This is a genomic window from Streptomyces solicavernae, from assembly GCF_029968095.1.
GTDB lineage: Bacteria > Actinomycetota > Actinomycetes > Streptomycetales > Streptomycetaceae > Streptomyces > Streptomyces solicavernae.
This window is the reverse complement of record NZ_JASCIR010000003.1, coordinates 143,836-168,335: the sequence shown is the minus strand read 5'-3', so window position 1 is coordinate 168,335 and position 24,500 is coordinate 143,836. Positions and strand designations below refer to the sequence as shown.

The following is a 24,500-nucleotide window of genomic DNA, read 5'->3' as shown; positions in this document are numbered from 1 at the left end:
TGGGTGGAACGATGGACAGGCGCCGGGATAAGGATGGACTCATGAGCAACCACGGGGGAACGCCCTACGGACCGAACGACCCGACGAGCTACGGGCTGCAGCCGCCGCAGCCCCCGCCGGGCGCCCCGGGGCCGTACGGCACCCCCGGCCCCCCGTACGCACAGCAGCACGCCCAGCAGGACACCGCCGCGCACGGCCGGAGCGGTCAGGGCCAGGGAAGCCAGGGCGGGGCGCAGCCCCCGCCCTCCCCGCCCTCCCCGCCCTCCCCGCCCTCCCCGCCCTCCCCGCCCTCCCCGCCCTCCCCGCCCTCCCCGCCCTCCCCGGCCGCCCCCACCTCGCCTCCGCCCCCGCAGCCGCACGCCATCCCCACGCAGGCGGCGCCGCAGCAGCCCGCGCAGCCCGAGCCGGGCGCGGGCCGACTGATCGCGGGCCGCTACCGCCTGCTTTCCAAGCTCGGCCACGGCGGCATGGGCACCGTGTGGCGGGCCAAGGACGAGACGGTGGACCGCGAGGTGGCCGTCAAGGAGCCGCGCATCCCGGACCACCTGCCGGAGCGGGAGCGGGCCAACGCCTTCGAGCGGATGCGGCGCGAGGCGCGGGCCGCGGCGAAGCTGGACCACCCGGCCGTGGTGAACGTGCATGACGTGGCGGTCGAGGACGGCCAGCCGTGGATCGTCATGGAGTTCGTGCAGGGCCGCTCCCTCGGGGACGCGCTGCAGGAGGGCACCCTCAGCGGCGCCGAGGCCGCGCGGATCGGCCTGGAGGTGCTGGGTGCCCTGGAGGCGGCGCACGCGGCGGGCGTCCTGCACCGCGACGTGAAGCCGGACAACGTGATGCTCGGCCGTCACGACCGCGTCGTCCTGACCGACTTCGGCATCGCCCAGATCGAGGGCGAGACCAACCTGACGGACACCGGAAGCTTCGTCGGCTCGCCCGAATTCATCGCGCCCGAGCGGGTGCTGGGGCAGCGTCCGGGCCCGGCCTCGGACCTGTGGTCGCTCGGCGTGGTCCTGTACGCGGCGACGGAGGGCGTCTCGCCGTTCCGCCGCAACAACACCCCGGCCACGCTCCAGTCGGTGATCAACGCGACCCCGGCCGCGCCGAACGCCACGAAGGGTCCGCTCGCCGACGCGATCAACCGGCTGCTGATCAAGGACCCGAACCAGCGTCCGCCGGCCCCGCAGATCCGCCTGCTCCTGGAGGCGGCCGCGCGCCCGCCCGCGCCCACGCGCGGGCAGCAGGCCGGCACGGCCCGCGGCCCGGTCGACGGCGTCCGCGTCAGCCGCAAGGTGCTGCTCGCGGGCGTGGCCGTGGTGCTGGCCTCGGTGGCCACGGCTGCCCTGGTCATCGCCGACCCGTTCGCGGGGTCGGTGGCGGACGCGGAGGAGTGGAAGAGCCACGACCTCAAGGCGATCGACGCGTCCGTGCGGCTGCCCGCCGCGTACGTGCAGCTCCCGCAGGACGAGAGCGACGACGGCACCCTCTTCGAGTTCAGCGACCCGAGCGCCGCCCTGCACATCACCGTCGACCTGGACCGCAAGGCCGAGGAGGACGAGGTACCCAGTTCGGCGCCGGGCGGGGCGTACGAGGACCAGCAGGACGTCAACGGCGACCTCTCGTCGAGCGTGATCGACGAGAGCTCGGACGACGACGCCCCCGCCGCGAAGAGCAAGGTCACCGAGACCACGTACAAGGAGCGGAAGGCCGCCGAGAACCTCATCACGTACACGGCGGACGCGCCCACGAACAGCGATGTCCAGCTGCCGCGTGAGCTGCGGATCTTCTACTACGTCACGAAGAGCGGCGATCTGTACAAGGTCTGGATCGACTACCCGGGCAAGGGCGACCTCACCGCGCGCGGCCGGGAGGTCGCCCGGTCCGTGATCGAGCACATCGACATCAAGAAGCTCTGAAGGCGGGCCGTTGCCCCGACAACGCCCCTGATCAGCCCCTTTGCTGCCAGCAGCCACTGGCGCGATGTGCGCACTCCGTGAAACCTCGTTACCGACGGGTACCCAAAAGGTTTCCGGGGTCGTACGCTCACGCCCATGACGGACTCGCAGGCTCCCGCCCAGGGCACGAACGACACGCAGGACGACGCGCACGGCACGAAGGACATCGGCACCAACCCCATCGCTCCGGCGCCCGCGGGCGCGCGTACCGCAGTCGATGTGGTCACGCCCGAGCTGATCGCCCAGCTCACCCGTGACGTCGTCGGATCCGGGCGGACCGCCAACCACACGCCGTTCACCGGCGAGAAGCTGGCCGACCTGCCCGAGTCCACGCCCGCGGACGTGGAGCGCGCCTTCGAGCGGGCCCGCGCCGCGCAGCGCGCGTGGGAGGCGACTCCCGTGCGCCGGCGCGCCGCGGTCCTGCTCCGCTTTCACGACCTGGTCCTCGCCCGCCAGGCCGAGGTGCTCGACCTGATCCAGCTGGAGACCGGCAAGGCCCGCCTGCACGCCCACGAGGAGGTGCAGGCCGTCACGGTCGCCGCCCGGCACTACGGACGCAAGGCCCCCTCGTACCTGCGCTCGCGCAGCCACACCGGGGCCGTGCCGACGCTCACGAAGGTCGTCGAGAACCGGGTGCCGCGCGGCGTCGTCGGGCAGATCGCGCCGTGGAACTACCCGTTCGAGCTGTCCGTCGGCGACGCGCTCCCGGCGTTCGTGGCCGGCAACGCCGTCGTGATGAAGCCCGACACCGAGACCTGCCTGACTGCCCTGTGGGCCCGCGACCTGCTGGTCGAGGCGGGCCTTCCGGCCGAGGTGTTCCAGGTCGTGCTCGGCGAAGGCCCGGTCGTGGGCCCGGAGCTGGTCAAGCGCGCCGACTACGTCTCGTTCACCGGCTCCACCCGCACCGGCCGCGAGGTCGCCCAGGGCGCCGCCGCCCGCCTGGTCGGCGTCTCGCTCGAACTCGGCGGCAAGAACGCCATGCTGGTCCTCCAGGACGCCGACGTGGACAAGGCCGCCGCCGGCGCCGTCCGCGCCTGCTTCTCGTCCGCGGGCCAGCTCTGCATCTCCATCGAGCGGTTGTACGTCCACGAGTCGATCGCCGACGAGTTCGTGGCCCGCTTCGCCGCCCGTACCCGCGCGATGCGCCTCGGCACGTCCCTCGCGTACGGCGCCGACATGGGTTCGCTGGTCGGCGAGCGGCAGCTGGAGACGGTGACGCGGCACGTCGAGGAGGCCGTCGCCAAGGGCGCCACGCTCGTCGCGGGCGGCACGGCCCGCCCGGACATCGGCCCGTACTTCTACGAGCCGACCATCCTCGACGGCGTCGAGGCCCCGATGGCCGTGTGCGAGGAGGAGACCTTCGGCCCGGTCGTCTCCCTCTACCGCTTCAGCGACGAGGACGAGGCGGTCGAGCGCGCCAACTCCACCGCGTACGGCCTGAACTCCTCGGTGTGGACGAAGGACGGCCGTCGCGGCCGCGCCGTCGCCGCCCGGCTGCGCACCGGCACGGTCAACGTCAACGAGGGCTACGCCCCGGCGTACGGCAGCGTGCAGTCCCCGATGGGCGGCATGAAGGACTCCGGTCTCGGCCGCCGGCACGGCTCCGAGGGCATCCTCAAGTACACCGAGGCGCAGACCGTGGCCACCCAGCGGATCATGCCGATGGCCCCGTCCTTCGGCATGGACGACGAGAAGTACGCGGCGTTCATGAGCCGCAGCCTGCGCGCGATGAAGGCGTTCCGCCTGCGCTGAGCGCCTTCAGGGGCGCGGGGAACTGCGCGATCAGCCACACACAGCCCGCACACGCATCCGAGGAGAACGAGCGATGGCGCTGGACGACAGCGACTACTCCGCGTACGACTACGACGTCCTGGTCGTAGGGTCAGGCTTCGGCGGCAGCGTCTCCGCCCTGCGCCTGACCGAGAAGGGCTACCGCGTCGGCGTCCTGGAGGCCGGCCGCCGCTTCACCCGCGCCGAACTGCCGAAGAGCTCCTGGGACCTGAAGAACTACCTGTGGGCCCCGGCGCTCGGCCTCTACGGCATCCAGCGCATCCATCTGCTCGGCAACGTGATGGTCCTCGCGGGTTCGGGCGTCGGCGGCGGCTCCCTGAACTACGCCAACACCCTGTACGTACCGCCCGCGCCGTTCTTCAACGACCCGCAGTGGCGGGACATCACGGACTGGCAGGAGGAGTTGAAGCCGCACTACGACCAGGCGCAGCGGATGCTCGGCGTGCGGCTCAACCCGACGATGACGCCCTCGGACGTACATCTGAAGGCGACGGCCGAGGCGATGGGCGTCGGCGACTCCTTCCACATGGCGCCGGTCGGCGTGTTCTACGGCGACGGCAAGGACGCGACCGGCGACGCGAAGGCCAAGCCCGGCGTCGAGGTCCCCGACCCGTACTTCGGCGGCGCGGGCCCGTCCCGCAAGGCGTGCACCGAGTGCGGCGAGTGCATGACGGGCTGCCGGCACGGCGCGAAGAACACCCTGAACGAGAACTACCTGCACCTCGCAGAGCAGGCGGGCGCGACCATCCACCCGATGACCTCGGTCGTCTCGGTCACCGAGGACTCCCGCGGCGGCTTCGCCGTGGCGACGCTGCCCACGAACGACAAGCGCAAGGGCAAGGGCCGCGTCTTCCGCGCGGAGCGCGTGGTGATCGCCGCCGGTACGTACGGCACGCAGACGCTCCTGCACCGCATGAAGGACAGCAACCTGCTGCCGCACATCTCGGACCGGCTCGGCGACCTCACCCGCACCAACTCCGAGGCCCTGGTGGGCGCGCAGACCGACAACCGCCGCTACAAGAAGCGGCACGGCGTCGCCAAGGTGGACTTCACGCAGGGCGTCGCGATCACGTCGTCCATCCACCCGGACGGCGACACGCACATCGAGCCGGTGCGCTACGGCAAGGGCTCGAACGCGATGGGCGGCATGACCGTCCTCCAAGTCCCGTACAGCTCACGGCGGGTGGCGGCCTGGCTGGCCAACTGCGTCCGGCACCCGCTCCAGGCGGCGCGCTCGCTGTCCAACCGGCGCTGGTCGGAGCGGACCATCATCGGCCTGGTCATGCAGTCCCTGGACAACTCCCTGACCACGTACCGCAAGGAAAAGGGGATCGGCAAGGGCCTGTTGACGGCACGTCAGGGGCATGGCGCGCCCAACCCCAACCAGATCCAGGCGGCCACCGAGGCGGCCTCGCTGCTCGCCAGGGAGATCAACGGCTTCGCCGGGTCCAACATCGGCGAGCTGATGGGCACCCCGCTCACCGCGCACTTCCTCGGCGGCTGCCCGATCGGCGCCGACGCGGCGCGCGGCGTCATCGACCCGTACCACCGGCTCTACGGGCACCCCGGCATCTCGGTCGTCGACGGCGCCGCGGTCTCGGCGAACCTGGGCGTCAACCCGTCGCTGACGATCACCGCCCAGGCCGAGCGCGCCATGTCGTTCTGGCCGAACAAGGGCGAGGACGACCAGCGCCCCGCCCAGGGTGCCGGGTACGAGCGGATCGGGGCCGTGGAACCGAAGTCGCCGACGGTCCCCGCGGACGCCTTCGGCGCCCTGAAGCTCCCCTTCCTCGGCGTGCCGACGGTGCCCTCGAAGAAGCAGCCGTAGTTCCCGTACCCCGTCCGCCGTACGCCGTGCGCCGTACGCCGTACGGGGTACGACAAGGGACCTGCACCCCCCTCCGAGTGCAGGTCCCTTGTCGCGCACGGGAGTGCGGGCGCTGTTACGCATGCATGACCTGTGAGGGGAGTGCATGGTTGCGCCCCGGCTCGCAGAATCTTTATGTGATGTGGATCACGTATGCGTGGCGGTTGCGCCGGTCGCGTCGGCCGTGCCGGTCGTGTCGGCCGTCGGGCGGGGCTTGCCGGTCTCCGGGCGGGGCTTGCCGGTCTTCGGGCATGGCGAAGGGCCCCGCAGAGTGCGAGCTGCGGGGCCCTTGGCCGGCGGCGCCGACGTCAGGGCAGCGTCGGTGCCGCGGGGCGGCGCCGGGGGGTGCGCCGCTGGTCTGGGGAGCCGGGCGGAGACCCGGCGCACACGGAGCGCTCAAGTGGTCTCGACCATTGGCAATTCAGTTGTGGAGTGGGGCGCGGGGAGGCGCCTGGTACGCATCGTGCTGGATGATCCGGGGCCTGCGCAACCGTTTCGGCCACTTCTGGTCAGAGCTGCCGGGCTATCGTGCTGTGCTGCCGGGCTTTCGTGCCGTCGGCACGGCTTTTTGTACCGTCGGCCGGCCCCGGGCGTCCCCGGGGCCGACCAATCTTTCCCTCGTGACCGGGCTGCTGTCCCCTGCCGTCCGGTCACTCTGGAGCGAGGTCCCACGACGCACGGCACCATCCGTACGTCTCATCGCTCCAGCGGAGCCACGCGTGGTTCTTTCGGGCCCGCCCCTGGCTGGCACGGACATCGGGACCAACGAAGCCCGCCGCGCACCGGTCACGCGCCGTACGGGTGAGAGCGCACCCGAACTCAGGTCCGGCTCCCGGCGGGGGTGCGACGGGCGTGCGCTCAGACCCGGCCGCGGCACAGTTCCAGCAGCGTCATGGCGAGCGCGGTGCCGGGCTTGCCGAGGGCGTCGCTGTAGTGGCCGAGGATCTCCATCTCGCGGGAGAGGTTGACGCGGCGGCCGCCCGAGGTGATCCGGGACTCCTGGATCACGGCCGAGACGGCCATGCGTTCCTGTACGAGGCCGATGATGCGGTCGTCGAGCGCGTCGATCCGCTCCCGCTCGCCGCCGATCATCTCGGCGGCCTCGGGGGTGTGGGCGCCGGTGCGCTCGGCGGGAGCGGCGGCGGGGGCCGGGGTGGCGGTGGCCGGGGTGGCGGGGGCCGGGGTGGCGGTGGTGAGGGTCGTCATGATCGGGGCTCCGGTTCTCGTGGTGCACGGTGCGCCCCGGGGGACCGGCCCCGGAAACGACAGACGCCCCGGAGCCTTGTCGGCCCGGGGCGCCTGGGAAGTCGCTTCAGTGGATCAAGCAGCACGACCATGGCAGCCGGTGGGCCGGGTGCCATAGGTAAACGCGACGTACGCGAAGGTCTGCTTGTTCACGGGGACAGTATTGCCGCATCGGCGCCCGGCCGGTCAAGGCGGGCAGGGCCGGGGTTCGGATGGTGAGACGGCTCGGAGGCCCCGGGGCAGGCGGGATGCCGTTGGATCGCAGGCGGTTCGGAGACCCCCGGGGCAGGCGGCCCGCAGACCCCGGGGCAGGCGGCCCGCAGACCCCGGGCAGGCGGCCCGGAGACACCTGGGGCAGGCGGTTCGGACGGAGCGACGAAGGCGCACTCCCGCGCGCCGTTAGAATCGACAAGTAGAGACCCCCTCCCCACCGCCGGAAGGCCGCCGCAGTGCCAGCAGTGTCTTCACCCTCATCTGCCGCCCCCGACACCGTCCTGGTCGTCGACTTCGGTGCGCAGTACGCCCAGCTCATCGCCCGCCGCGTGCGGGAGGCCCGGGTCTACAGCGAGATCGTCCCGAGCACCATGCCGGTCGCCGAGATGCTCGCCAAGAACCCCGCGGCGATCATCCTCTCCGGCGGCCCCTCGTCGGTGTACGCGGAGGGCGCCCCGCGCCTCGACCGCGCGCTCTTCGAGGCCGGCGTCCCGGTCTTCGGCATGTGCTACGGCTTCCAGCTGATGGCCCAGACCCTCGGCGGCACCGTCGACGACAACGGCGCGCGCGAGTACGGCCGTACGCCGCTGCACGTCTCCAGGGCCGGCTCGACGCTCTTCGAGGGCACCCCGGTCGAGCAGTCCGTGTGGATGTCGCACGGCGACGCCTGCTCCGCCGCCCCCGAGGGCTTCTCGGTCTCGGCGTCCACGGACGTCGTGCCGGTCGCGGCCTTCGAGAACGACGAGAAGAAGCTGTACGGAGTCCAGTACCACCCCGAGGTGATGCACTCCACGCACGGCCAGCAGGTCCTCGAACACTTCCTGTACCGCGGCGCCGGCATCGAGCCGAACTGGACCACGGGCAGCGTCATCGAGGAGCAGGTCGAGGCGATCCGCGCGCAGGTCGGCGACAAGCGCGCGATCTGCGGCCTCTCCGGCGGCGTCGACTCCGCGGTCGCCGCGGCCCTCGTGCAGAAGGCCATCGGCTCCCAGCTGACCTGCGTGTACGTCGACCACGGCCTGATGCGCAAGGGTGAGACCGAGCAGGTCGAGAAGGACTTCGTCGCCGCGACGGGCGCGAACCTGAAGGTCGTCGACGCGTCCGAGCGCTTCCTGACCGCGCTCGCCGGGGTCTCCGACCCGGAGACCAAGCGCAAGATCATCGGCCGTGAGTTCATCCGCGTCTTCGAGCAGGCCCAGCTGGAGATCCTCCAGGAGGACGGCCCCGAGGTCGCGTTCCTGGTCCAGGGCACCCTCTACCCGGACGTCGTCGAGTCCGGCGGCGGCACCGGCACCGCGAACATCAAGTCCCACCACAATGTGGGCGGCCTCCCCGAGGACATCGAGTTCGAGCTCGTCGAGCCGCTGCGGCAGCTGTTCAAGGACGAGGTCCGGATGGTCGGCCAGGAGCTGGGCCTGCCGGACGAGATCGTGCAGCGCCAGCCGTTCCCCGGCCCCGGCCTCGGCATCCGTATCGTCGGCGAGGTCACCAAGGACCGGCTCGACCTGCTGCGCGAGGCCGACGCCATCGCCCGCGAGGAGCTGACCGCCGCCGGTCTCGACCGCGAGATCTGGCAGTGCCCGGTCGTCCTCCTCGCCGACGTCCGCTCGGTCGGCGTCCAGGGCGACGGCCGCACCTACGGCCACCCGATCGTCCTGCGCCCCGTCTCGTCCGAGGACGCCATGACGGCCGACTGGACGCGTATGCCGTACGACGTCCTGGCGCGGATCTCCACCCGGATCACCAACGAGGTGGCCGACGTGAACCGCGTCGTCCTCGACGTCACGAGCAAGCCGCCGGGCACCATCGAGTGGGAGTGACCCCCCGTAGGTCCCCCCGTAGGTCCCCTGTAGGTCCCCTGTAGGTCCACCTGTTGAGAGCCCCTACGTCCGCCTGACGGTACGGAGGGGCTCTCCGGGTTTCCAGATCTGCACGGCCAGGTACGTCTCGTCCTCGATGTATGTCCGTACCACTTCGGGTCGGCTCGACCTCGTGCGTTTGACGCCCTCACCTCCACGACGGCGCGGCCCGCGACGCGCACGTAGCCGCCCATGTCCTGGCCCGCGCCCGGCTGTCCCGGCCCGTTCCGCCGCCGCTCAGCGCAGGTACGAGCCGAACCCCGCGCCCCGCGCCGGAGCCCCGATGTCACCCGGGTTCACCGCGTACGTACCGGAGACGCCGAGGCGCAGCCAGGCCGCGCCCGAGCCCTGGGCCGCCGTGGTGTCCTCGTCGGGCGCGCCCGCGGCCAGGCCGAGGCCCGGCGGCAGCGCCACCGAGGCGCCGAACCGGTCGCCCGCCTCCGCGACGCCGGGCACCCCGGCCGTGTCCTGGTGGTAGGCCTTGGCGCCGGTGCCGGTCAGGCCCGAGGCGCCGCCCTTGAGCAGGACCACCGAGCCCGCGTCCTTGCCGCCGCCCGCCGCGCCCGCCAGGTCCTCGTACGGGACACCGGCCGCGATGTCCGCGTAGCCGTCGCCGTTCGCGTCGCCCGCGGCCAGCGTGTACCCGAACTGGTCGCCGTCCTCGCTCGCGCCGGGCACGCCGGCCGAGTTCTGGGTGAGGGTGGTGGTGCGGGTCGTCGAGGGGCCGGACGCGGTGCCGTAGAGGACCTTGATGCTGCCCGCGTCGTACGGCAGGTTCTCCACCACGCCGCCGGGCACGGTACGGATGACCAGGTCGCCGCGGCCGTCCCGGTCGACGTCGCCGATGGTCGCCGCGGCCGCGTCCGGCAGGGACTTGGCGGTGGTCGACAGGCCGCTCGCGGTGCCGGTCCAGAACTGGCTGGACTCCGACATCTCCTCGAAGGCGTGCGTCGTCACCAGGTCGTCCCGGCCGTCGCCGGTCAGGTCGCCCGCGGCCAGGCCGGTCGGCTCGAAGGTGCGGCCGGTGGCCAGGTCGGCGGTGCGGGCGGGGTTGCCGTCGCGGTCGAACGGGCCGTACAGGACGCGCAGTTGGCCCCACTCGGCGTCCGGGTCGCTGTCGGTGGTGACCAGGTCGGCGTGGCCGTCGCCGTCGAAGTCGCCCTCGGTGAGCGGGAATCCGCCCGCGCGGGCGGTCGCGGGCAGCGGGGTGGCCTGCGCGCCGAGGCCCTGCGCCGAGCCCCAGTGGACGACGACCGTGTTCCGGTCCTGGACCGCGAGGTCGGTGTGGCCGTCACCGTCGAGATCGCGCGCGGCCGTGGCACCGCCGAACGCCGCGCCGCCCTCCGGGGTGGCCGCGGTGAGCGTCTGGTGGCGGCCACCGCCTCCGTACACGACCGAGACGTACCCGGCGCCGTCCTGGCCGTCGATGGTGGCCGAGGGGGCGACGGACACCAGGTCGGTGTGCCCGTCACCGTCGAAGTCCGCCTTCGGCGGCGTGCCTACGGGGGCCGTCGCGGCGGATGGCCCGGCCGCGGGCGCTGCGGTGGCGGGCGTTGCCGTGGCGGGCGCCGCGAGGGCGAGCGGGGCGGTCAGCAGGGCGGCGGCCAGCGCGCAGCCGGCGGCCAGGGTGTGGGGGCGGTGGCGCACGGTTCCTCCTGTGCAGCGTGTGGTCTGCCCAGGGAGACCTCCGAGGGACCCGCACGGTTGTGCGCCCGACCGGGTCCGGTTGCGCACTCTCTTCACAGGGCGCCCCTGGTCACTTCGGTTGACCGGCGGTAACTTCCGCTCCGTACACCAGGAATGGAGGGACGACATGCCCGCGCCCACGCCGATACCCGTCGACCAGCTGCAGTTCGCGCTGCCGCCCGTGCACGAGTCCGTCGCGGACGAGCGGCGCCACCGCAAGGAACGGCTCGCGGGCGCCCTGCGGCTCTTCGGCCGCTTCGGGTACGAGGACGGCGTATCGGGACATATCACCGCCCGGGACCCGGAGTTCACCGACTGTTACTGGGTCAACCCCTTCGGCATGCCCTTCAAGCACATCACCGTCAGCGACCTGATCCTGGTCGACGGCGCGGGCCAGGTGCTCGACGGCCGCTACCACGTCAACCAGGCCGCGATCACCGTGCACGCGGCGGTACACGAGGCCCGGCCCGACGTCGTCTCCGTGGCCCACTGCCACTCGCTGCGCGGCCGCGCCCTGTCCGCGCTCGGCGAGCTCCTGGAACCGATCACCCAGGAGGCCTGCGCCTTCTACGAGGACCACGCGCTGTACGACGCCGCCACACTCGCCGCCGTCGACGCGGACGAGGGCCGCCGCATCGCCGCCGCCCTCGGCGGCCACAAGGCGGCCGTGCTGCGCAACCACGGGCTGCTCACCGTCGGCGACTCGGTCGACGCGGCCGCCTGGTGGTTCATCTCCATGGAGCGCTCCTGCCAGGTCCAGCTGGAGGCCCGCGCCGCCGGGCGTCCGGTCCTCATCGGCCACAAGGACGCGGTGGCGCTGCGGGAGCAGTTGGGTACGGACCTGGTGGCGTGGATCAACTGCCAGCCGCTGTGGCAGGACGTCAGCCGGGGCGAACCGGACCTGTTGTCGTAGGGCGCGCCCGCCGCGGGCGGCAAGATCGAGTCAACCTCGCGCCGCGTCGCTCACCCCCTCTGACCTGACAATGCGCCCCGTGCGCCTGCCCGGTGCGGCACAATTCCCCATCAAATCAAGGGCGTTGGCGATCAAGAGGATCGTGGAGCGTTGGAGCGTTGGAGTGATGGGGAGCGCACGTGGCAGTGCAACTGACAGAGAAGGGGGCGCACGACGGCGGCTGCGCCTGCGGTGACTGCCCGCACGCGCACGACGGTGGCTGCGCCTGCGGTGACTGCCCGCACGGGGCGCGCACCGGGCATCGCCGCGCCGTCGCCGAATTCCTCGCTCAGCGCGACAGGCTGGCCTCCGGCGACGGCCTGCCTGCCGCCCTCGCCCACTCGGCGGCCGCGTCCCGGCAGTGGGCGTCCGACGCCCTCACCCAGTCGGCGGCCGTCGTCGCCGAGCGCGGCCGCGCCGAGGGCCGGGTCTGGCTGCACCAGATGCGGCGCCGCACCCTGATCGCCCTCGCCGCCGCCGGAACCCTGTTCCTGCTCGCCCAGGCCCTCACCGCCATCGGCTCCGGCTGGACGCCCGCCCGTACCGCGGGCCTCCTCGCCGCCGCCCTGACCGGCGGCGCCCTCCTCGCCGTCGGCCGCGCGCACCGGGCGCACGGCGGCGCGCTCGCGCCCCTCGTCGGCGAGGACAACCGGCTCTCCACCTCCCGCGCCGTCGCCGCCGCCTGGGTCCTCCTGGCCCTCTTCGCCGTGCTCCTCCTCACCGCCCGCCTCGCCCTCGCCGGCACCGGCCGGGAGCGCTCCGCCCTGCTCGACGGACTCCGACTCGACGCGTCCGCCGCCCTGTTGGCCGTGGTGGCGGTCGTCTCCGCCGCCGCCGCACTCGTGCGCCGCCTCGTCGTAGTACGCGTCCGGACGCAGCGGCTGCAGAAGGTGCCCGCCGACCGGCCCCGCACCTCCGACCTGATCACCGACGACGCGGGCCGCGGCAGCCTCACCGACGTCCAGTACATCCTCGTCACCTCCGGTGCCCTCGCCTTCTTTGCCGTACGTCTCGCCCGCGAGCCGGGCCGGCTGCCCGACCTGCCGTGGGGGCTCGCTCTGCTGGTCCTTGTCTCGGCCGGCACGTATCTCGCGGGCAAGCTCGCCGAGGGCGGGCGGCCCGTGATCCTCTCCGTGGTCCGGGCCCGCGAGCCGGGCGACCTGGACGCGCCGATCCGCACCGGCGACGACATCGAGATCCGCGGCGCCGGATTCGTGCCGCCCGGCGCCGGCGCCCCCGACCGGCTCTCCCGCCTCGTCGTCCGCGTCGGACCCGTGCACGTCCACGTCCCCCTCGTTCCGGTTCCGGGCGGCTTCACCAATCCCACCGACTCGGTACTCACCGTTCCGGTCCCGGTCGACATCCCGCCCGGCCGTGTGGACGTGCAGGTCATCACGGCGGCCGGGGTGGAGAGCAACCGCTGCGCCGTCGAGGTGACCGACTGAGGCCACCTCCCCGGAACGCTCCGTTCGGCTCCAGGTACTGGTGAGCCGGGCCCTTCTGCCGTACGTATGGTCTGTTGGCCGATCAACGAGAGGCGGCGGGCACCATGGCACACGGCATGCGGAGCGACCCCTTCATCGCACGAGCCGACGGCGGCAGCCTGAAGGCGACCCTCACCCGGCACGCTCTCCTTCCCCTGCGGATCTTCCTCGGCGTCACCTTCATCTACGCGGGCCTCGACAAGCTCACCGACTCCACCTTCATGTCCGCCTCCGGCGCGGGCTCCATCGCCGAGACCATGCAGAGCGTCCGGGACTCCTCGGCGATCCCCGCCTTGGTCGACCTCTCCCTGAAGAGCCCGGTCGGCTTCGGCTACGCGATCGGCTTCGGCGAACTCGCCGTCGGCCTCGGCACGTTGGTCGGCCTCCTCACCCGCCTGGCCGCGCTCGGCGGCGCGCTGATCTCGCTGAGCCTGTGGCTGACGGTGAGCTGGGCCGTGGAGCCGTATTACTTCGGCAACGACCTCGCCTACCTCATGGCCTGGCTCCCGCTGCTGCTCGCGGGCGCCCCCACGTTCTCGCTCGACGCTCTGTGGCGGGAGCGCCGGCGCCGGATCCCGTAGGCCACGGCGGCCACGACCGCCGCGAGGATCAGACCGCCGCACACCAGCGGGATCAGCACGAACCACGGGACGTGCCAGGCGCCCGTCGCATCTCCCGCGTAGGTCACGCCCGCACTGAGCAGCACCGCACCCGCGATGAGCTTTCCCGGCTGAAACTCGTGCCTCAGCATACGGGTCTCCTTGGGGGGCGGGTCGGGGCTACCCGATGGTGTGGGTGTGAGTGTGAGTGTGGGTGTGGGCGTGGGTGTGGGTGTGGGTGCGGGTGCCGGTGCGTGTGCGTGTGCGGGTGGTCTGGGGCTGTCCGGTGCCGGGTCTTCCGTCTCGTGGTCACGGGGTCTCACGTCTCACCTCCGCCTGTCCGACGCCCACTTCGAGTCTCAGGTCGACCGTGCCGGCCTCGGGCGTGCCGTCGGGGGGTCTGAGCGTGGTGCGGCGTTCCTGGCCGGGGGCGATGTCCACGTCGTCGGGGGCCTCGCCCGGCAACCGGATGTCGCCGACGCCCACCTCGGCCGTCAGGCGCACGGTCACGTCTTTCGGTACGACGACCTCCACCTGGCCCGCCCCGACCTCGGCTGCCGTCCGTATCGTCTGGCCCTTGCGCAGGTCGAGCCCCGTGAGGTCGAGGGTGCCGACGCCCGAGCCCACTTCGTAGACCGGCCGTACCTGCGCGGTCCCGGTGGGGTGCCACTCCGTGCGCGTCCAGCTCGTCCCGATGTTCTCCGGCAGGACCGTCGCCACCGCCAGCAGGCCCGCCGTGAGCACCGCGAGGACGAGCGAGCCCGCGCCCGTACGCCCCAGGAACGCGCTTACCGTGATGCCCAGGCCGAACACGGCGAGCGCGCAGGCCAGGCCCGCCTGCAGGCTGAGGCCGAGCGAGCCCGCGCCCCCCTGGCCGGTCCACGTGAGCCCCGTGCCGAGCGCCCCGGCGAGCAGGGCGAGCAGCAGGACCCAGCCGCCGATCCAGCGCGGCCCGCGCGGCTTCGGCTCGGCGGCCTCGGGAACGGTCTGCCGGTGGGTGCCGTGGAAGGGGCCGGGCGGGAAGGGGACGAATGGGTACTTGCTGCCGTCGATGAAGTCGATAGGGCCCCACGTGTACCCCGTGTCGCCGTCGTGCGTGCCGTCCTTCACTATCGGGTCGCGCCACCAGGACGTGACCCCGGCGACCGGCGGGGCCTTGGCCTCCGGCGGGACGTCGGCCACCGTCTGCGTCGCGACCGGGGCGGCTTCGGTGGCGCGGCGGGCCTGCGACCAGTACCCCGCGCCCGCGAGCAGCAGGGCGAGCACCACGGCGAAGGTCAGCACCCCGCCGTTGTTCAGCATGGACAGGAACACCCCGCAGCCTATGAGCGCGCAGAGCAGGGCGGACAGGCCGGCGCCGGAGACCCGGCCGGTGAGCAGCTTGCGGCCCTCGCTCTCCTCGTCCCCGTCGAGGTCCCCGTCGAGCGGGAGCAGCAGCCACGCGAAGCCGTAGAAGATCAGACCGAGACCGCCGGTGACGGCGAGCACGGCGAGGCCGATGCGGAAGATCACCGGGTCCATGTCGCAGTGCCGGCCGAGGCCCGAGCAGACTCCGCCGAGCATGCGGTGCGACCGCTCGCGGCGAAGCCCCGGCGGGGCGCTCGGCTCGGCGGCGCCCGCCCCGGCCAGGTCCTGATCGTTCATGTGTCCATGGTGACGCGGCGGGACCGGCTTCGGCAGGCGGGACGACCCTGGTACGACCCTGAGATCCGACCCCGAGACCTGTGCGGGGCGCTCGGGGCGCGGGTCAGGGGCGCGCGGCCGGGTCGCGGGCGCCGCACGCCCGTGGGCCCGGGGCCCCAGTCCCAAGGTCGAAGGTCCAAGGGCCGGAGGCCGGAGACCGGAGGCCGGAGGCCGGAGACCGGGGGCCGGAGACCGGGGGCCGGAGACCGGGGGACGGAGACCGGGGGCCGGAGGCCGAAACAGAGCCAGAAGATCGCCGAATCGGGGTCAGGAGATCGGTCAGGAGATCAGGGACGCCTCGGGGTCGGACCCTGATGTCTTCCGCCCCACAGCGTGTGACCATCGATGACATGCCGACCCCTGCTCCCGCCACCGAGGATCCGCAGCCGCTGCGCAAGCTCTACCGCAGCGGCGAGGGCCGCTGGCTCGGGGGAGTGGCGCGAGGGCTCGCGGGGCATCTCGGGCTGCCGGTGATCTGGGTGCGCCTCGTCTTCGTCGGCCTCTTCCTCGCTGACGGCCTGGGCGCGCTGCTGTACGCCGCCTTCTGGTTCTTCGTCCCGCTCGGTGTCGGAGGCGTCGGAGGCGTCGGGGGCGTCGGGGGCGTCGGAAGTGTCGGCGGCGTCGGGGTTGTCGGGGGCGCCGGAGGCGCCGGTGTGTCCGGCGGGGCGGGGGCGGCCGGGGCGGCCGAGCGGCAGCCCGTCGTCACCACGGAGACCGGCCCCGACGGCCGCCGCAAGCTCGTCGTCCGCAAGGTCGACAGGGGGCAGTTGATCGCGCTGCTCGCCATGGTCGTCGTGGCGACGATCTTCGTCAGCAGCGTCGACGTCAGCGGCCCCGGCAAGGTCTATCTGTGGCCGATGCTCCTCATGGCCGCCGGTGTGGCCCTGGTCTGGCGGCAGGCGGACAACGCCCGCAGGGCCCGCTGGATGGAGGTCGGCCGCCGCAGGCGCACGCTGAACCTGGCGCGCACCGCCGCCGGAGTCGTCCTCGTCGGCACCGGAGTCACCGGCATCTTCGTGCTGCAGGGCTCACTCCAGAACCTCGGCGCCGTGCTGCAGGCGGCCCTCGCCGTGGTGGTGGGCATAGCGTTGCTCGCCGGCCCCTACCTCGTACGGATGACGCAGGACCTCTCCGAGGAACGCCTGATGCGCATCCGGGCCCAGGAGCGCGCCGAGGTCGCCGCGCACGTGCACGACTCGGTGCTGCACACCCTGACCCTGATCCAGCGCAACGCGGAGAGCCCGGGCGAGGTCCGCAGGCTGGCCCGCGCCCAGGAGCGCGACCTGCGCACCTGGCTCTACAGACCCACCGGCATGGACGACGAGAACGAGCCGGAGAACCTCGCCGACTCGGTGCGCACCGCGGCCGCCGAGGTGGAGGACAAGTACGGCGTCCCCATCGAGGTGGTCGTCGTCGGCGACTGCGAGCTGGACGACAGGCTCTCCGCCCAACTCCAGGCCGCGCGGGAGGCGATGGTCAACGCCGCCAAGTACGGTGGCGAGGGCGGCGCCGTGCAGGTCTTCGCGGAGGTCGAGGGGCAGACGGTGTTCGTGTCGGTGCGCGACCGCGGGCCGGGCTTCGACCTGGACGCGGTGCCGGCGGACCGCATGGGGGTACGGGAATCGATCATCGGCCGCATGCAGCGCAACGGCGGCGCGGCCCGGCTGCGCGCGGTGCCCGGCGGGGGCACGGAAGTCGAGTTGGAGATGGAGAGGGCGACCACGGCATGAGTGACGCGACCGAACAGACGCAGGGCGAGCCCGAGCGTGAGCCCGGCGCGCGCCGCGCACGGGTCGTCCTCGTCGACGACCACCGGATGTTCCGCGCGGGGGTCCAGGCGGAGATCGGCCGTACGGACGTCACGGGCGTCGAAGTCGTCGGCGAGGCCGCCGACGTGGAGCAGGCCGTCACCGTCATCACGGCGACGCGCCCCGAGGTTGTGCTGCTCGATGTGCACCTGCCGGGCGGCGGCGGCGTCGAGGTGCTGCGGCGCTGCGCCCCGCTCATGGCCGACGCCGAGGAGCCGGTGCGTTTCCTCGCCCTGTCGGTCTCGGACGCCGCCGAGGACGTCATCGGCGTGATCCGCGGCGGCGCGCGGGGGTACGTGACGAAGACGATCACCGGCACCGCCCTGGTCGACTCCATCTTCCGTGTGCAGGAAGGCGATGCGGTGTTCTCGCCGCGCCTGGCCGGCTTCGTCCTGGACGCCTTCGCGTCGACGGACTCCCCGCCGGTCGACGAGGACCTGGACCGGCTCACTCAGCGGGAGCGCGAGGTGCTGCGCCTGATCGCCCGTGGGTATGCGTACAAGGAGATCGCCAAGCAGCTGTTCATCTCGGTGAAGACGGTCGAGTCCCATGTCTCGGCCGTACTGCGGAAGTTGCAGCTGTCCAACCGGCATGAGCTGACGCGGTGGGCCACGGCCAGGCGGCTGGTCTGACACGCCGCGCGGCCGGAGGGAGAGGAAGGCGGGACATGCGGGCGAACGTACCGCACGGACGTTCCCGCCCGGACGGCCTGTGGATAACCCTCCGCGAGGGCCTGTGGACAACTTCGGGCAACGTCGGCGGTGCACCTAGCATGGCTGACCATGAACATCTCCTCCGGCGCTCCCGCCAGGACCCGCCCGCAGCTCGCCCTCGTCTGGCCGACCGAGGAGGAGGCTCAACTCCAGGTCGGAATCCACCGGTTGATAGGCGATGTCACGGCGGACGGCGGCGCTGTCGGCTATCTCGCCCCGCCGCCGAGGGACGAGACCGACGCCTGGCTGGGCGCCGTGCTCGCCGATGTGCGGGCCGGTGACGCGGCGTTCGCGGTGGCCACGGTCGACGGCCGGGTCGCGGGCTGCGGCCTGTGGCAGCGGCGCGGCGCGGTCGCCACGTACCGGCACAGCGGTGAGCTGCGGCAGTTGATGACGCATCCGGCGGCGCGCGGACTCGGCCTCGGCCAGCGGCTGGTCGCCGGCCTTGTGGAGCACGCGCGTACGGCGGGCCTGGAGCTGATGACGCTGGGCGTGCGTGGCAACAACCGCTCGGCCATCGAGCTGTACACCCGCCTCGGCTTCCGCGAGTGGGGCAGGCTCCCGGGCGGTATCGCGGTGGGTGAGGAGCGTGTCGACGACGTGAAGATGTGGCTGCCGCTGGGCGATCTGAGACCGGCGGAGCAGTAGCAGCGCTCAAGCCACCCGCGTGGCCCCCGAGAACGGCATCGAGTCCACCGGGGCGACCCGGACCGGGGCGTTCGGGTTGGGGGCGTGAATCATCTGCCCATTGCCCACATAGAGGCCCACGTGACTGACGCCGGAGTAGAAGAACACCAGGTCACCAGGGGCGAGTTCGGAGCGTGCGACGCGCCGCCCGGCGTTGATCTGGGTGTACGTGGTCCGCGGCAGGGAGACGCCCGTCGAGCGGTACGCGGCCTGGGTGAGCCCGGAGCAGTCGAAGGAGTTCGGCCCGGACGCGCCCCACACATAGGGGCTGCCGAGCGCGTCATACGCGTACGAAACAGCCTGTGCGGCACGTGAGTTGGGGGCGTTGACGGAGCCGCGGGCGAGGTCGCGGGCGAGGTCGCGCGGCAGGCCTCGGGAGGCGCGGGCGTCGCCGCTGCCGCCGTGCAGGCCGTCGGTGACCTGCCGGCGTTCGGCGGCGGTGAGCCGGTCGAGGAGGCGCTGGGCGGAGGCCAGCTTCGCGTTGATGTCCTTCTTGTGCTTGCGCAACTTCGCCCGGTGCTTCCCGAGTTCGTCGCTCTTGCGGCCGGCCTCGGCGTGCAGCCGGTCGAGTTCGCGCAGCTGCCCCTGGACGCTCCGGACGGCGGCGGCCTGCCGGACGCCCGCGCGGTCGGCGAGCATCGCCCGGTCCAGATAGTCGTCCGGGTCGGAGGCGAGCGCGAGCCGCATGGAGGGGGCGATCGCGCCGGTGCGGTACTGCGCGGCGGCGGCCGAACCGAGCTCGGTGCGCGCGGAGTTGAGGCGCTCGGTCCTGCGGGCGGCCTCGTCCTGCAGCGTGTCGACGCGGTCCGCGGCGGCCTTCGCCCGCTCCTTGACGCCGTTGTACTGCTCGGTGGCGATCTCCGCCTCGTGGTAGAGCTTGTCGACCTTGGCCTTCACCTGGGCCGCGGTGAGCCGGGGCTCCGCCTGCCCGGTTCCTTCGAGTGCGCCGGCGGAGGCCGCCGAGGCGAGCGCCAGGGTGGCGGCGGTGCGGGCCGTATGGCCACTGATCGAGCGGTGCCTGGGTTTTTGGTGTTTGCGCTGCGCGGCCACGATCCACTTCTTCCTTACGTGTCCGGTCTGCCCGACGCGTCCGGCGGCGGCCCGTACGGGGAGCGGGCCGCCGCCGGACTTCTCGGCGGGGGTGACCGGCATGCCGCCCTACGGGGCGGGGGCGGCGGTGGTGCGCCGGTCACCTGGCCAAGGACGCTAAACCTCAGCGTCACGAGGTGGTGACGGAATGTGCGCAACTGGCCGCAGAGAGTGGACCCTGACCGCAACTGACCGCGCGCACGCGCGCGTGGTGCCGGTTTTCGGCCCTCCCGCGACCGTTGGGCCCGTCCGGCCGGACCTGCCTGCCGAGCGCTGCTATGGGCCCCGTTAGGCTCCGAACCATGGACGTACTCATCAACGTGTTCGTCGCCCTGCACATCATCGGTATCGCCTCGCTCCTCGGCGGCTTCCTGAGCCAGCTGAAGGCGATGGGCGCGGGCACGGCACGCTTCACCCCCGCGATGCTGCACGGCGCGCTGACGATGCTGGTCACCGGCGTGGCCCTGGTCGGCCTCAACCAGGCCGACGGCGCCACGGTCGACAACATCAAGATCGGCGTGAAGCTCGCGCTGCTGATCGTGATCCTCGGCCTCGTGTACGTGAAGCGCGACGAGGAGAAGGTCGACAAGGGGATGTTCGTGACGGTCGGCGCGCTGACCACCGTGAACATCTTCATCGCGACCCTCTGGACCTGAGAACCCCCGAACATGCGACGAAGGGCCCGGACCGCGACGGCGGTCCGGGCCCTTCTGCCGGTCAGAGGCGGTCACCGGCAGAGGCAGTCGGCAGCGGCAGTCGGCGGCGGCGTTACGCGGGTCGCACCACACTGTGGATCGGCATGTAGTAGATCGACTCGGTGCGTACGTTCGCGCCCGGCTTCGGCGCGTGGATCATCTTGCCGCCGCCGATGTAGATCCCGACGTGGCTGATGTCGTCGTAGAAGAACACCAGGTCACCGGGTTGCGCGTCGGCGGTCTTCACGGTCGTGCCGACCTTCACCTGGTCCCAGGTGGTGCGCGGCAGCGAGATCCCCGCGGTCTTCCAGGCGTCCTGCGTGAGCCCGGAGCAGTCGTACGAGTCGGGCCCGGTGGCGCCCCAGACGTACGGCTTGCCGATCTGCGCCTCCGCGAAAGCGATCACCTTCTGCGCCTTGGCGGCGTACGAGGTGCCGGCGCCCGCATCGGACCCGGACCCGGAACCCGAACCGGAACCGGAATCGGACCCAGACCCGGACCCGGAGCCCTGCTCCTCCTCCTGACGGGCCGCCTCCTCGGCCTTGCGCCGCCGCTCCTCCTCGGCCTGCTTGCGGGCCAGTTCCTCGGCCTTGCGCTTGGCCGCCGCCTCCTTTCTCCGCTCGATCGCGGCGAGCCGCGCCTTCTCCTCGGCGGTCAGCTTCGAGAGCAGTTCGCGCGCCTCGGAGAGCTTGGCCTGCACGGCCCGCTTGCTCTCCTTGAGGTCGGCCTGCGACTCGGTGAGCGACTCCAGGCTCTTCTGCGCCTTGCCGCGCTCGGCGGACGCCTTGCGCTGCAGCGCCTCGTAGTCGTCGACGGCCCGCTGCTGGCGGTCGCTGAGGCGGCGCATCAGCTGCCGCTGGTCGAACATCGACTGCGGATCGTCGGCCAGCAGCAGGTGCGCGGTCTCGGACATGCCGCCTTTGCGGTACTGGGCCGCGGCGAGTGAACCGAGCTCGCGGCGCGCTTCGTTGACCTTGTCGGCGCGCTCGGCGACCTGGTCGAGCAGCCCGTCGACCTCGCCGCGCTGCCGGTCGGTGCGCTCCTTGGCGGCGTTGTACTTCTGGGTCGCGACGCCTGCCTGCCGGTACAGGTCGTCGACTTTCTTCTGGACCTCTTCGAGCGAGGGTTTCGGCTCGGCCGGCGCGGCGCCCGCGGTCTGCGACAGCAGGGCGACGGAGGTGAGTGCGGCGGTGGTGATGCCGACGGCCTGGGACGTCCGTACGAGACCCGGCCTGGACCGCGGCTTGCGGTGCGACGCCAAAGGAGGCGCTCCTTCCGTTGGCCGCCTACCGGGTTAGCTGTCGGGTTCGGGCGAATCGTTCGGAAGGGCTGCCCTACGGTCTCGTACGTTGTGCTCTTGTACGGGACCGATTCACCCCAAAGATCAAGGTGGGTCCCCGGCTCCGGCTGCCCGCGGGGAGCGCACCGGACTCGGCGCAGGCCGCGCGCTCCCGGCGTTTCTCGCCGGCGGGGGGACGTGCGGCCCGAAGGCAAAGTAGCCAACTCGTGTGGCAGCTGTGAAGGTTGGTGTCCGATAGGCCCGATACATTTTCGTGACTTTCGCTCTGTGTGAGCGTGTGAACACGAGGTCGCGGGGCTGGACCGGGCGGTCTGCGGGAACCGGGGTCGGGGTGTCAGTGGGTCCGCCTAGACTCGGTAGGCGATGAGCAGCCTCTTTGACGACAGCTTCCTGGCGGACCTGCAGCCCAAGGACCACGGGCCTCCGCCGCCGCCCGAGGAGCCCGCTCCGGAAGAGATTCCGGACGACCTCTTCGGCGGCCGCTTCGACGCGCCCCCGCCCAGGGACGCGTACTACCGCGACGGCGCCCCCCGCCCCGCGGTCGATCCGGCGACCCTGCTCGAAGGGCTGAACGACAACCAGCGCGCGGCCGTCGTCCACTCCGGCTCCCCGCTGCTCATCGTCGCGGGCGCGGGCTCCGGCAAGACCCGCGTCCTCACGCACCGCATCGCGCACCTCCTCGCGGAGCGGGACGTCCACCCGGGCCAAATCCTCGCGATCACGTTCACGAACAAGGCAGCGGGCGAGATGAAGGAGCGCGTCTCGGATCTGGTCGGCCCGCGCGCCAACGCGATGTGGGTGATGACCTTCCACAGCGCCTGCGTGCGGATACTGCGCCGCGAGTCCAAGCGCCTCGGCTTCACCTCCTCGTTCTCGATCTACGACGCCGCCGACTCCAAGCGCCTGATGGCCCTGTGCTGCCGGGACCTGGACCTCGACCCGAAGAAGTTCCCGCCGAAGTCGTTCAGCGCCAAGGTCTCCAACCTCAAGAACGAGCTCATCGACGAGGAGACTTTCGCGGGCCAGGCGGCTGGGGGCACCTCCCAGACGGAGGCTGGGGGAGGTTTCGAGAAGACCCTGGCGCAGGCGTACACGATGTACCAGCAGCGCCTCCGCGAGGCCAACGCCCTGGACTTCGACGACCTGATCATGACGACGGTCCACCTGCTCCAGGCCTTCCCGGACGTCGCCGAGCACTACCGCCGCCGCTTCCGCCACGTCATGGTCGACGAGTACCAGGACACCAACCACGCCCAGTACGCCCTGGTGCGCGAGCTGGTGGGGAACGGCGAGCCGGTGGCCGACGGCGCGCCCGCCATCGAGCCCGCCGAACTGTGCGTGGTGGGTGACGCGGACCAGTCGATCTACGCCTTCCGCGGCGCCACCATCCGCAACATCCTCCAGTTCGAGGAGGACTACCCGGACGCGACGACGATCCTCCTGGAGCAGAACTACCGCTCCACGCAGACGATCCTCTCCGCCGCCAACGCCGTCATCGAGCGCAACGAGAGCCGCCGCCCCAAGAACCTGTGGACCAAGGCCGGCGAAGGCGCCCGCATCAGCGGGTACGTCGCGGACACCGAGCACGACGAAGCGCAGTTCGTCGCCGAGGAGATCGACCGCCTCACGGACGCGGGCGACGCGAAGGCCGGAGACGTCGCGGTCTTCTACCGTACGAACGCCCAGTCCCGTGTCTTTGAAGAGATCTTCATCCGCGTCGGCCTGCCCTACAAGGTCGTCGGCGGCGTCCGCTTCTACGAGCGCAAGGAGGTCAGGGACGTCCTGGCCTACCTCCGCGTCCTCGCCAACCCGGAGGACGCGGTTCCGCTGCGCCGTATCCTCAACGTCCCCAAGCGCGGCATCGGCGACCGCGCCGAGGCGATGATCGACGCGCTGTCGCTGCGCGAGAAGATCAGCTTCCCGCAGGCCCTGAAGCGTGTCGACGAGGCGTACGGCATGGCGGCCCGCTCCGCCAATGCCGTCCGCCGCTTCAACACGCTGATGGAGGAGCTCCGTACGATCGTCGAATCCGGCGCCGGACCGGCCACGGTCCTGGAGGCCGTCCTCGAACGCACCGGATATCTCGCCGAGTTGCAGTCCTCGACCGACCCGCAGGACGAGACCCGCATCGAGAACCTCCAGGAACTCGCCGCCGTGGCCCTGGAGTTCGAGCAGGAGCGGGAAGAGGGCGAGCAGGGCACCCTCGCGGACTTCCTGGAGAAGGTCGCCCTCGTCGCCGACTCCGACCAGATCCCCGACGAGGACGACGACGGCTCCGGCGTCATCACCCTGATGACCCTGCACACCGCGAAGGGCCTGGAATTCCCGGTGGTCTTCCTGACCGGCATGGAGGACGGCGTCTTCCCGCACATGCGCTCGCTCGGCCAGGTCAAGGAGCTGGAGGAGGAGCGCCGCCTCGCGTACGTGGGCATCACGCGCGCCCGCGAACGCCTCTATCTGACGCGGTCCACGATGCGCTCGGCCTGGGGCCAGCCCTCGTACAACCCGCCGTCGCGCTTCCTGGAGGAGATCCCCGACCAGCACCTGGACTGGAAGCGCACCGGCCCCGCCGCGCCGCCGCCCTCGCGCGGCCCGGCCGGCTCGGTCGTCTCCTCGCTCTCGTCCTCCCGTTCCCGCGGCGGCCCTTCGGGCTTCGCGACGCGGCGCACCGCCGGCGACAGGCCGGTGGTCTCGCTCGCGGCGGGGGACCGGGTCACGCACGACCAGTTCGGCCTCGGCACGGTCGTCGGCGTGGAGGGCGCGGGGGACAAGGCGCGCGCGACGATCGACTTCGGTGACCCGAAGCCGAAGGTGCTGCTGCTCAGATACGCGCCGGTCGAGAAGCTCTGACGGACGGGAAGGGCGCCTCTGCCGAGG

The 24,500-nt window shown here is 72.2% G+C and carries 17 protein-coding genes and 1 riboswitch; of the genes, 12 read left to right on the top strand and 5 right to left on the bottom strand.

Going from position 1 to position 24,500, the window contains the following annotated elements; all coding sequences use genetic code 11:
* Nucleotides 1–41: 41 nt before the first annotated feature.
* The 3 genes from QIS99_RS05605 (at nt 42) to QIS99_RS05595 (ending at nt 5,571) form a co-directional block, all read left to right on the top strand.
* Entirely contained in the window at nt 42–1,913 is a 1,872-nt protein-coding gene (locus QIS99_RS05605) for a serine/threonine-protein kinase (protein WP_282511071.1), read from the top strand.
* Between the two features lie 135 nt (nt 1,914–2,048).
* On the top strand, nt 2,049–3,704 hold the full coding sequence (locus QIS99_RS05600) for a succinic semialdehyde dehydrogenase (protein WP_282511069.1): 1,656 nt from the start codon (nt 2,049–2,051) through the stop codon (nt 3,702–3,704).
* A gap of 73 nt (nt 3,705–3,777) precedes the next feature.
* Entirely contained in the window at nt 3,778–5,571 is a 1,794-nt protein-coding gene (locus tag QIS99_RS05595; protein ID WP_282511067.1) for a GMC oxidoreductase, read from the top strand.
* 897 nt (nt 5,572–6,468) lie between these two features.
* Here the strand turns inward: QIS99_RS05595 and QIS99_RS05590 are convergent.
* A complete protein-coding gene (locus QIS99_RS05590; protein ID WP_282511065.1) occupies nt 6,469–6,816 on the bottom strand; it encodes a chorismate mutase in 348 nt (115 codons plus the stop codon).
* A 497-nt stretch (nt 6,817–7,313) separates the two neighbouring features.
* Between QIS99_RS05590 and guaA the strand changes: the two genes are divergently transcribed.
* Nucleotides 7,314–8,888: a glutamine-hydrolyzing GMP synthase gene (gene guaA / locus QIS99_RS05585; protein ID WP_282511063.1), complete on the top strand. Its 1,575-nt coding sequence runs from the start codon at nt 7,314–7,316 to the stop codon at nt 8,886–8,888.
* A gap of 276 nt (nt 8,889–9,164) precedes the next feature.
* Here guaA and QIS99_RS05575 read toward each other — a convergent pair whose 3' ends face one another.
* Nucleotides 9,165–10,574, bottom strand: a complete 1,410-nt coding sequence (locus tag QIS99_RS05575; RefSeq protein ID WP_282511061.1) for an FG-GAP and VCBS repeat-containing protein — start codon at nt 10,572–10,574, stop codon at nt 9,165–9,167.
* A 166-nt stretch (nt 10,575–10,740) separates the two neighbouring features.
* On the opposite strand from QIS99_RS05575, the gene QIS99_RS05570 reads away from it, so the two are divergent.
* The 3 genes from QIS99_RS05570 to QIS99_RS05560 all read left to right on the top strand — a co-directional run bounded on the left by QIS99_RS05570 (nt 10,741) and on the right by QIS99_RS05560 (nt 13,630).
* Entirely contained in the window at nt 10,741–11,526 is a 786-nt protein-coding gene (locus QIS99_RS05570) for a class II aldolase/adducin family protein (protein WP_282511059.1), read from the top strand.
* A gap of 191 nt (nt 11,527–11,717) precedes the next feature.
* The gene (locus tag QIS99_RS05565) at nt 11,718–13,010 is read left to right on the top strand and encodes a hypothetical protein (protein WP_282511416.1); all 1,293 of its coding nucleotides are present in this window, start codon (nt 11,718–11,720) and stop codon (nt 13,008–13,010) included.
* 116 nt (nt 13,011–13,126) lie between these two features.
* Complete coding sequence (locus QIS99_RS05560) at nt 13,127–13,630, top strand: DoxX family protein (RefSeq protein WP_282511413.1); 504 nt, start codon at nt 13,127–13,129, stop codon at nt 13,628–13,630.
* A gap of 327 nt (nt 13,631–13,957) precedes the next feature.
* On the opposite strand, the gene QIS99_RS05550 is transcribed toward QIS99_RS05560, so the two are convergent.
* Complete coding sequence (locus QIS99_RS05550; RefSeq protein ID WP_282511055.1) at nt 13,958–15,292, bottom strand: PspC domain-containing protein; 1,335 nt, start codon at nt 15,290–15,292, stop codon at nt 13,958–13,960.
* Between the two features lie 389 nt (nt 15,293–15,681).
* Here QIS99_RS05550 and QIS99_RS05545 point away from each other — a divergent pair, with 389 nt between their 5' ends.
* From QIS99_RS05545 to QIS99_RS05535, 3 genes are all read left to right on the top strand, one after another.
* On the top strand, nt 15,682–17,061 hold the full coding sequence (locus QIS99_RS05545) for an ATP-binding protein (protein ID WP_282511053.1): 1,380 nt from the start codon (nt 15,682–15,684) through the stop codon (nt 17,059–17,061).
* Nucleotides 17,058–17,771, top strand: a complete 714-nt coding sequence (locus QIS99_RS05540) for a LuxR C-terminal-related transcriptional regulator (RefSeq protein ID WP_282511051.1) — start codon at nt 17,058–17,060, stop codon at nt 17,769–17,771. The genes QIS99_RS05545 and QIS99_RS05540 overlap by 4 nt, the downstream gene beginning before the upstream one ends.
* 150 nt (nt 17,772–17,921) lie before the next feature.
* Nucleotides 17,922–18,500 (top strand): GNAT family N-acetyltransferase, encoded by a 579-nt coding sequence (locus QIS99_RS05535; RefSeq protein ID WP_282511049.1) that lies wholly within the window; start codon nt 17,922–17,924, stop codon nt 18,498–18,500.
* A gap of 6 nt (nt 18,501–18,506) precedes the next feature.
* Here QIS99_RS05535 and QIS99_RS05530 read toward each other — a convergent pair whose 3' ends face one another.
* Nucleotides 18,507–19,691: a C40 family peptidase gene (locus QIS99_RS05530; protein ID WP_282511046.1), complete on the bottom strand. Its 1,185-nt coding sequence runs from the start codon at nt 19,689–19,691 to the stop codon at nt 18,507–18,509.
* A 239-nt stretch (nt 19,692–19,930) separates the two neighbouring features.
* Between QIS99_RS05530 and QIS99_RS05525 the strand changes: the two genes are divergently transcribed.
* Nucleotides 19,931–20,284 (top strand): hypothetical protein, encoded by a 354-nt coding sequence (locus QIS99_RS05525; protein WP_282511045.1) that lies wholly within the window; start codon nt 19,931–19,933, stop codon nt 20,282–20,284.
* 112 nt (nt 20,285–20,396) lie between these two features.
* On the opposite strand, the gene QIS99_RS05520 is transcribed toward QIS99_RS05525, so the two are convergent.
* Entirely contained in the window at nt 20,397–21,584 is a 1,188-nt protein-coding gene (locus tag QIS99_RS05520; RefSeq protein WP_282511044.1) for a C40 family peptidase, read from the bottom strand.
* 6 nt (nt 21,585–21,590) lie between these two features.
* Nucleotides 21,591–21,770: riboswitch (cyclic di-AMP (ydaO/yuaA leader) on the bottom strand.
* A gap of 216 nt (nt 21,771–21,986) precedes the next feature.
* Between QIS99_RS05520 and pcrA the strand changes: the two genes are divergently transcribed.
* Entirely contained in the window at nt 21,987–24,473 is a 2,487-nt protein-coding gene (gene pcrA, locus QIS99_RS05515; protein WP_282511043.1) for a DNA helicase PcrA, read from the top strand.
* Nucleotides 24,474–24,500 lie beyond the last annotated feature (27 nt).

Excerpts from the sequence above, each read along its gene's own strand:
- QIS99_RS05605 (WP_282511071.1), top strand. The coding sequence starts at position 42 with ATGAGCAACCACGGGGGAACGCCCTACGGACCGAACGACCCGACGAGC.
- QIS99_RS05600 (WP_282511069.1), top strand. The coding sequence starts at position 2,049 with ATGACGGACTCGCAGGCTCCCGCCCAGGGCACGAACGACACGCAGGAC.
- QIS99_RS05595 (WP_282511067.1), top strand. The coding sequence starts at position 3,778 with ATGGCGCTGGACGACAGCGACTACTCCGCGTACGACTACGACGTCCTG.
- QIS99_RS05590 (WP_282511065.1), bottom strand. The coding sequence starts at position 6,816 with ATGACGACCCTCACCACCGCCACCCCGGCCCCCGCCACCCCGGCCACC.
- QIS99_RS05570 (WP_282511059.1), top strand. The coding sequence starts at position 10,741 with ATGCCCGCGCCCACGCCGATACCCGTCGACCAGCTGCAGTTCGCGCTG.
- QIS99_RS05560 (WP_282511413.1), top strand. The coding sequence starts at position 13,127 with ATGCGGAGCGACCCCTTCATCGCACGAGCCGACGGCGGCAGCCTGAAG.
- QIS99_RS05550 (WP_282511055.1), bottom strand. The coding sequence starts at position 15,292 with ATGAACGATCAGGACCTGGCCGGGGCGGGCGCCGCCGAGCCGAGCGCC.
- QIS99_RS05545 (WP_282511053.1), top strand. The coding sequence starts at position 15,682 with ATGCCGACCCCTGCTCCCGCCACCGAGGATCCGCAGCCGCTGCGCAAG.
- QIS99_RS05540 (WP_282511051.1), top strand. The coding sequence starts at position 17,058 with ATGAGTGACGCGACCGAACAGACGCAGGGCGAGCCCGAGCGTGAGCCC.
- QIS99_RS05535 (WP_282511049.1), top strand. The coding sequence starts at position 17,922 with ATGAACATCTCCTCCGGCGCTCCCGCCAGGACCCGCCCGCAGCTCGCC.
- QIS99_RS05530 (WP_282511046.1), bottom strand. The coding sequence starts at position 19,691 with ATGCCGGTCACCCCCGCCGAGAAGTCCGGCGGCGGCCCGCTCCCCGTA.
- QIS99_RS05525 (WP_282511045.1), top strand. The coding sequence starts at position 19,931 with ATGGACGTACTCATCAACGTGTTCGTCGCCCTGCACATCATCGGTATC.
- pcrA (WP_282511043.1), top strand. The coding sequence starts at position 21,987 with ATGAGCAGCCTCTTTGACGACAGCTTCCTGGCGGACCTGCAGCCCAAG.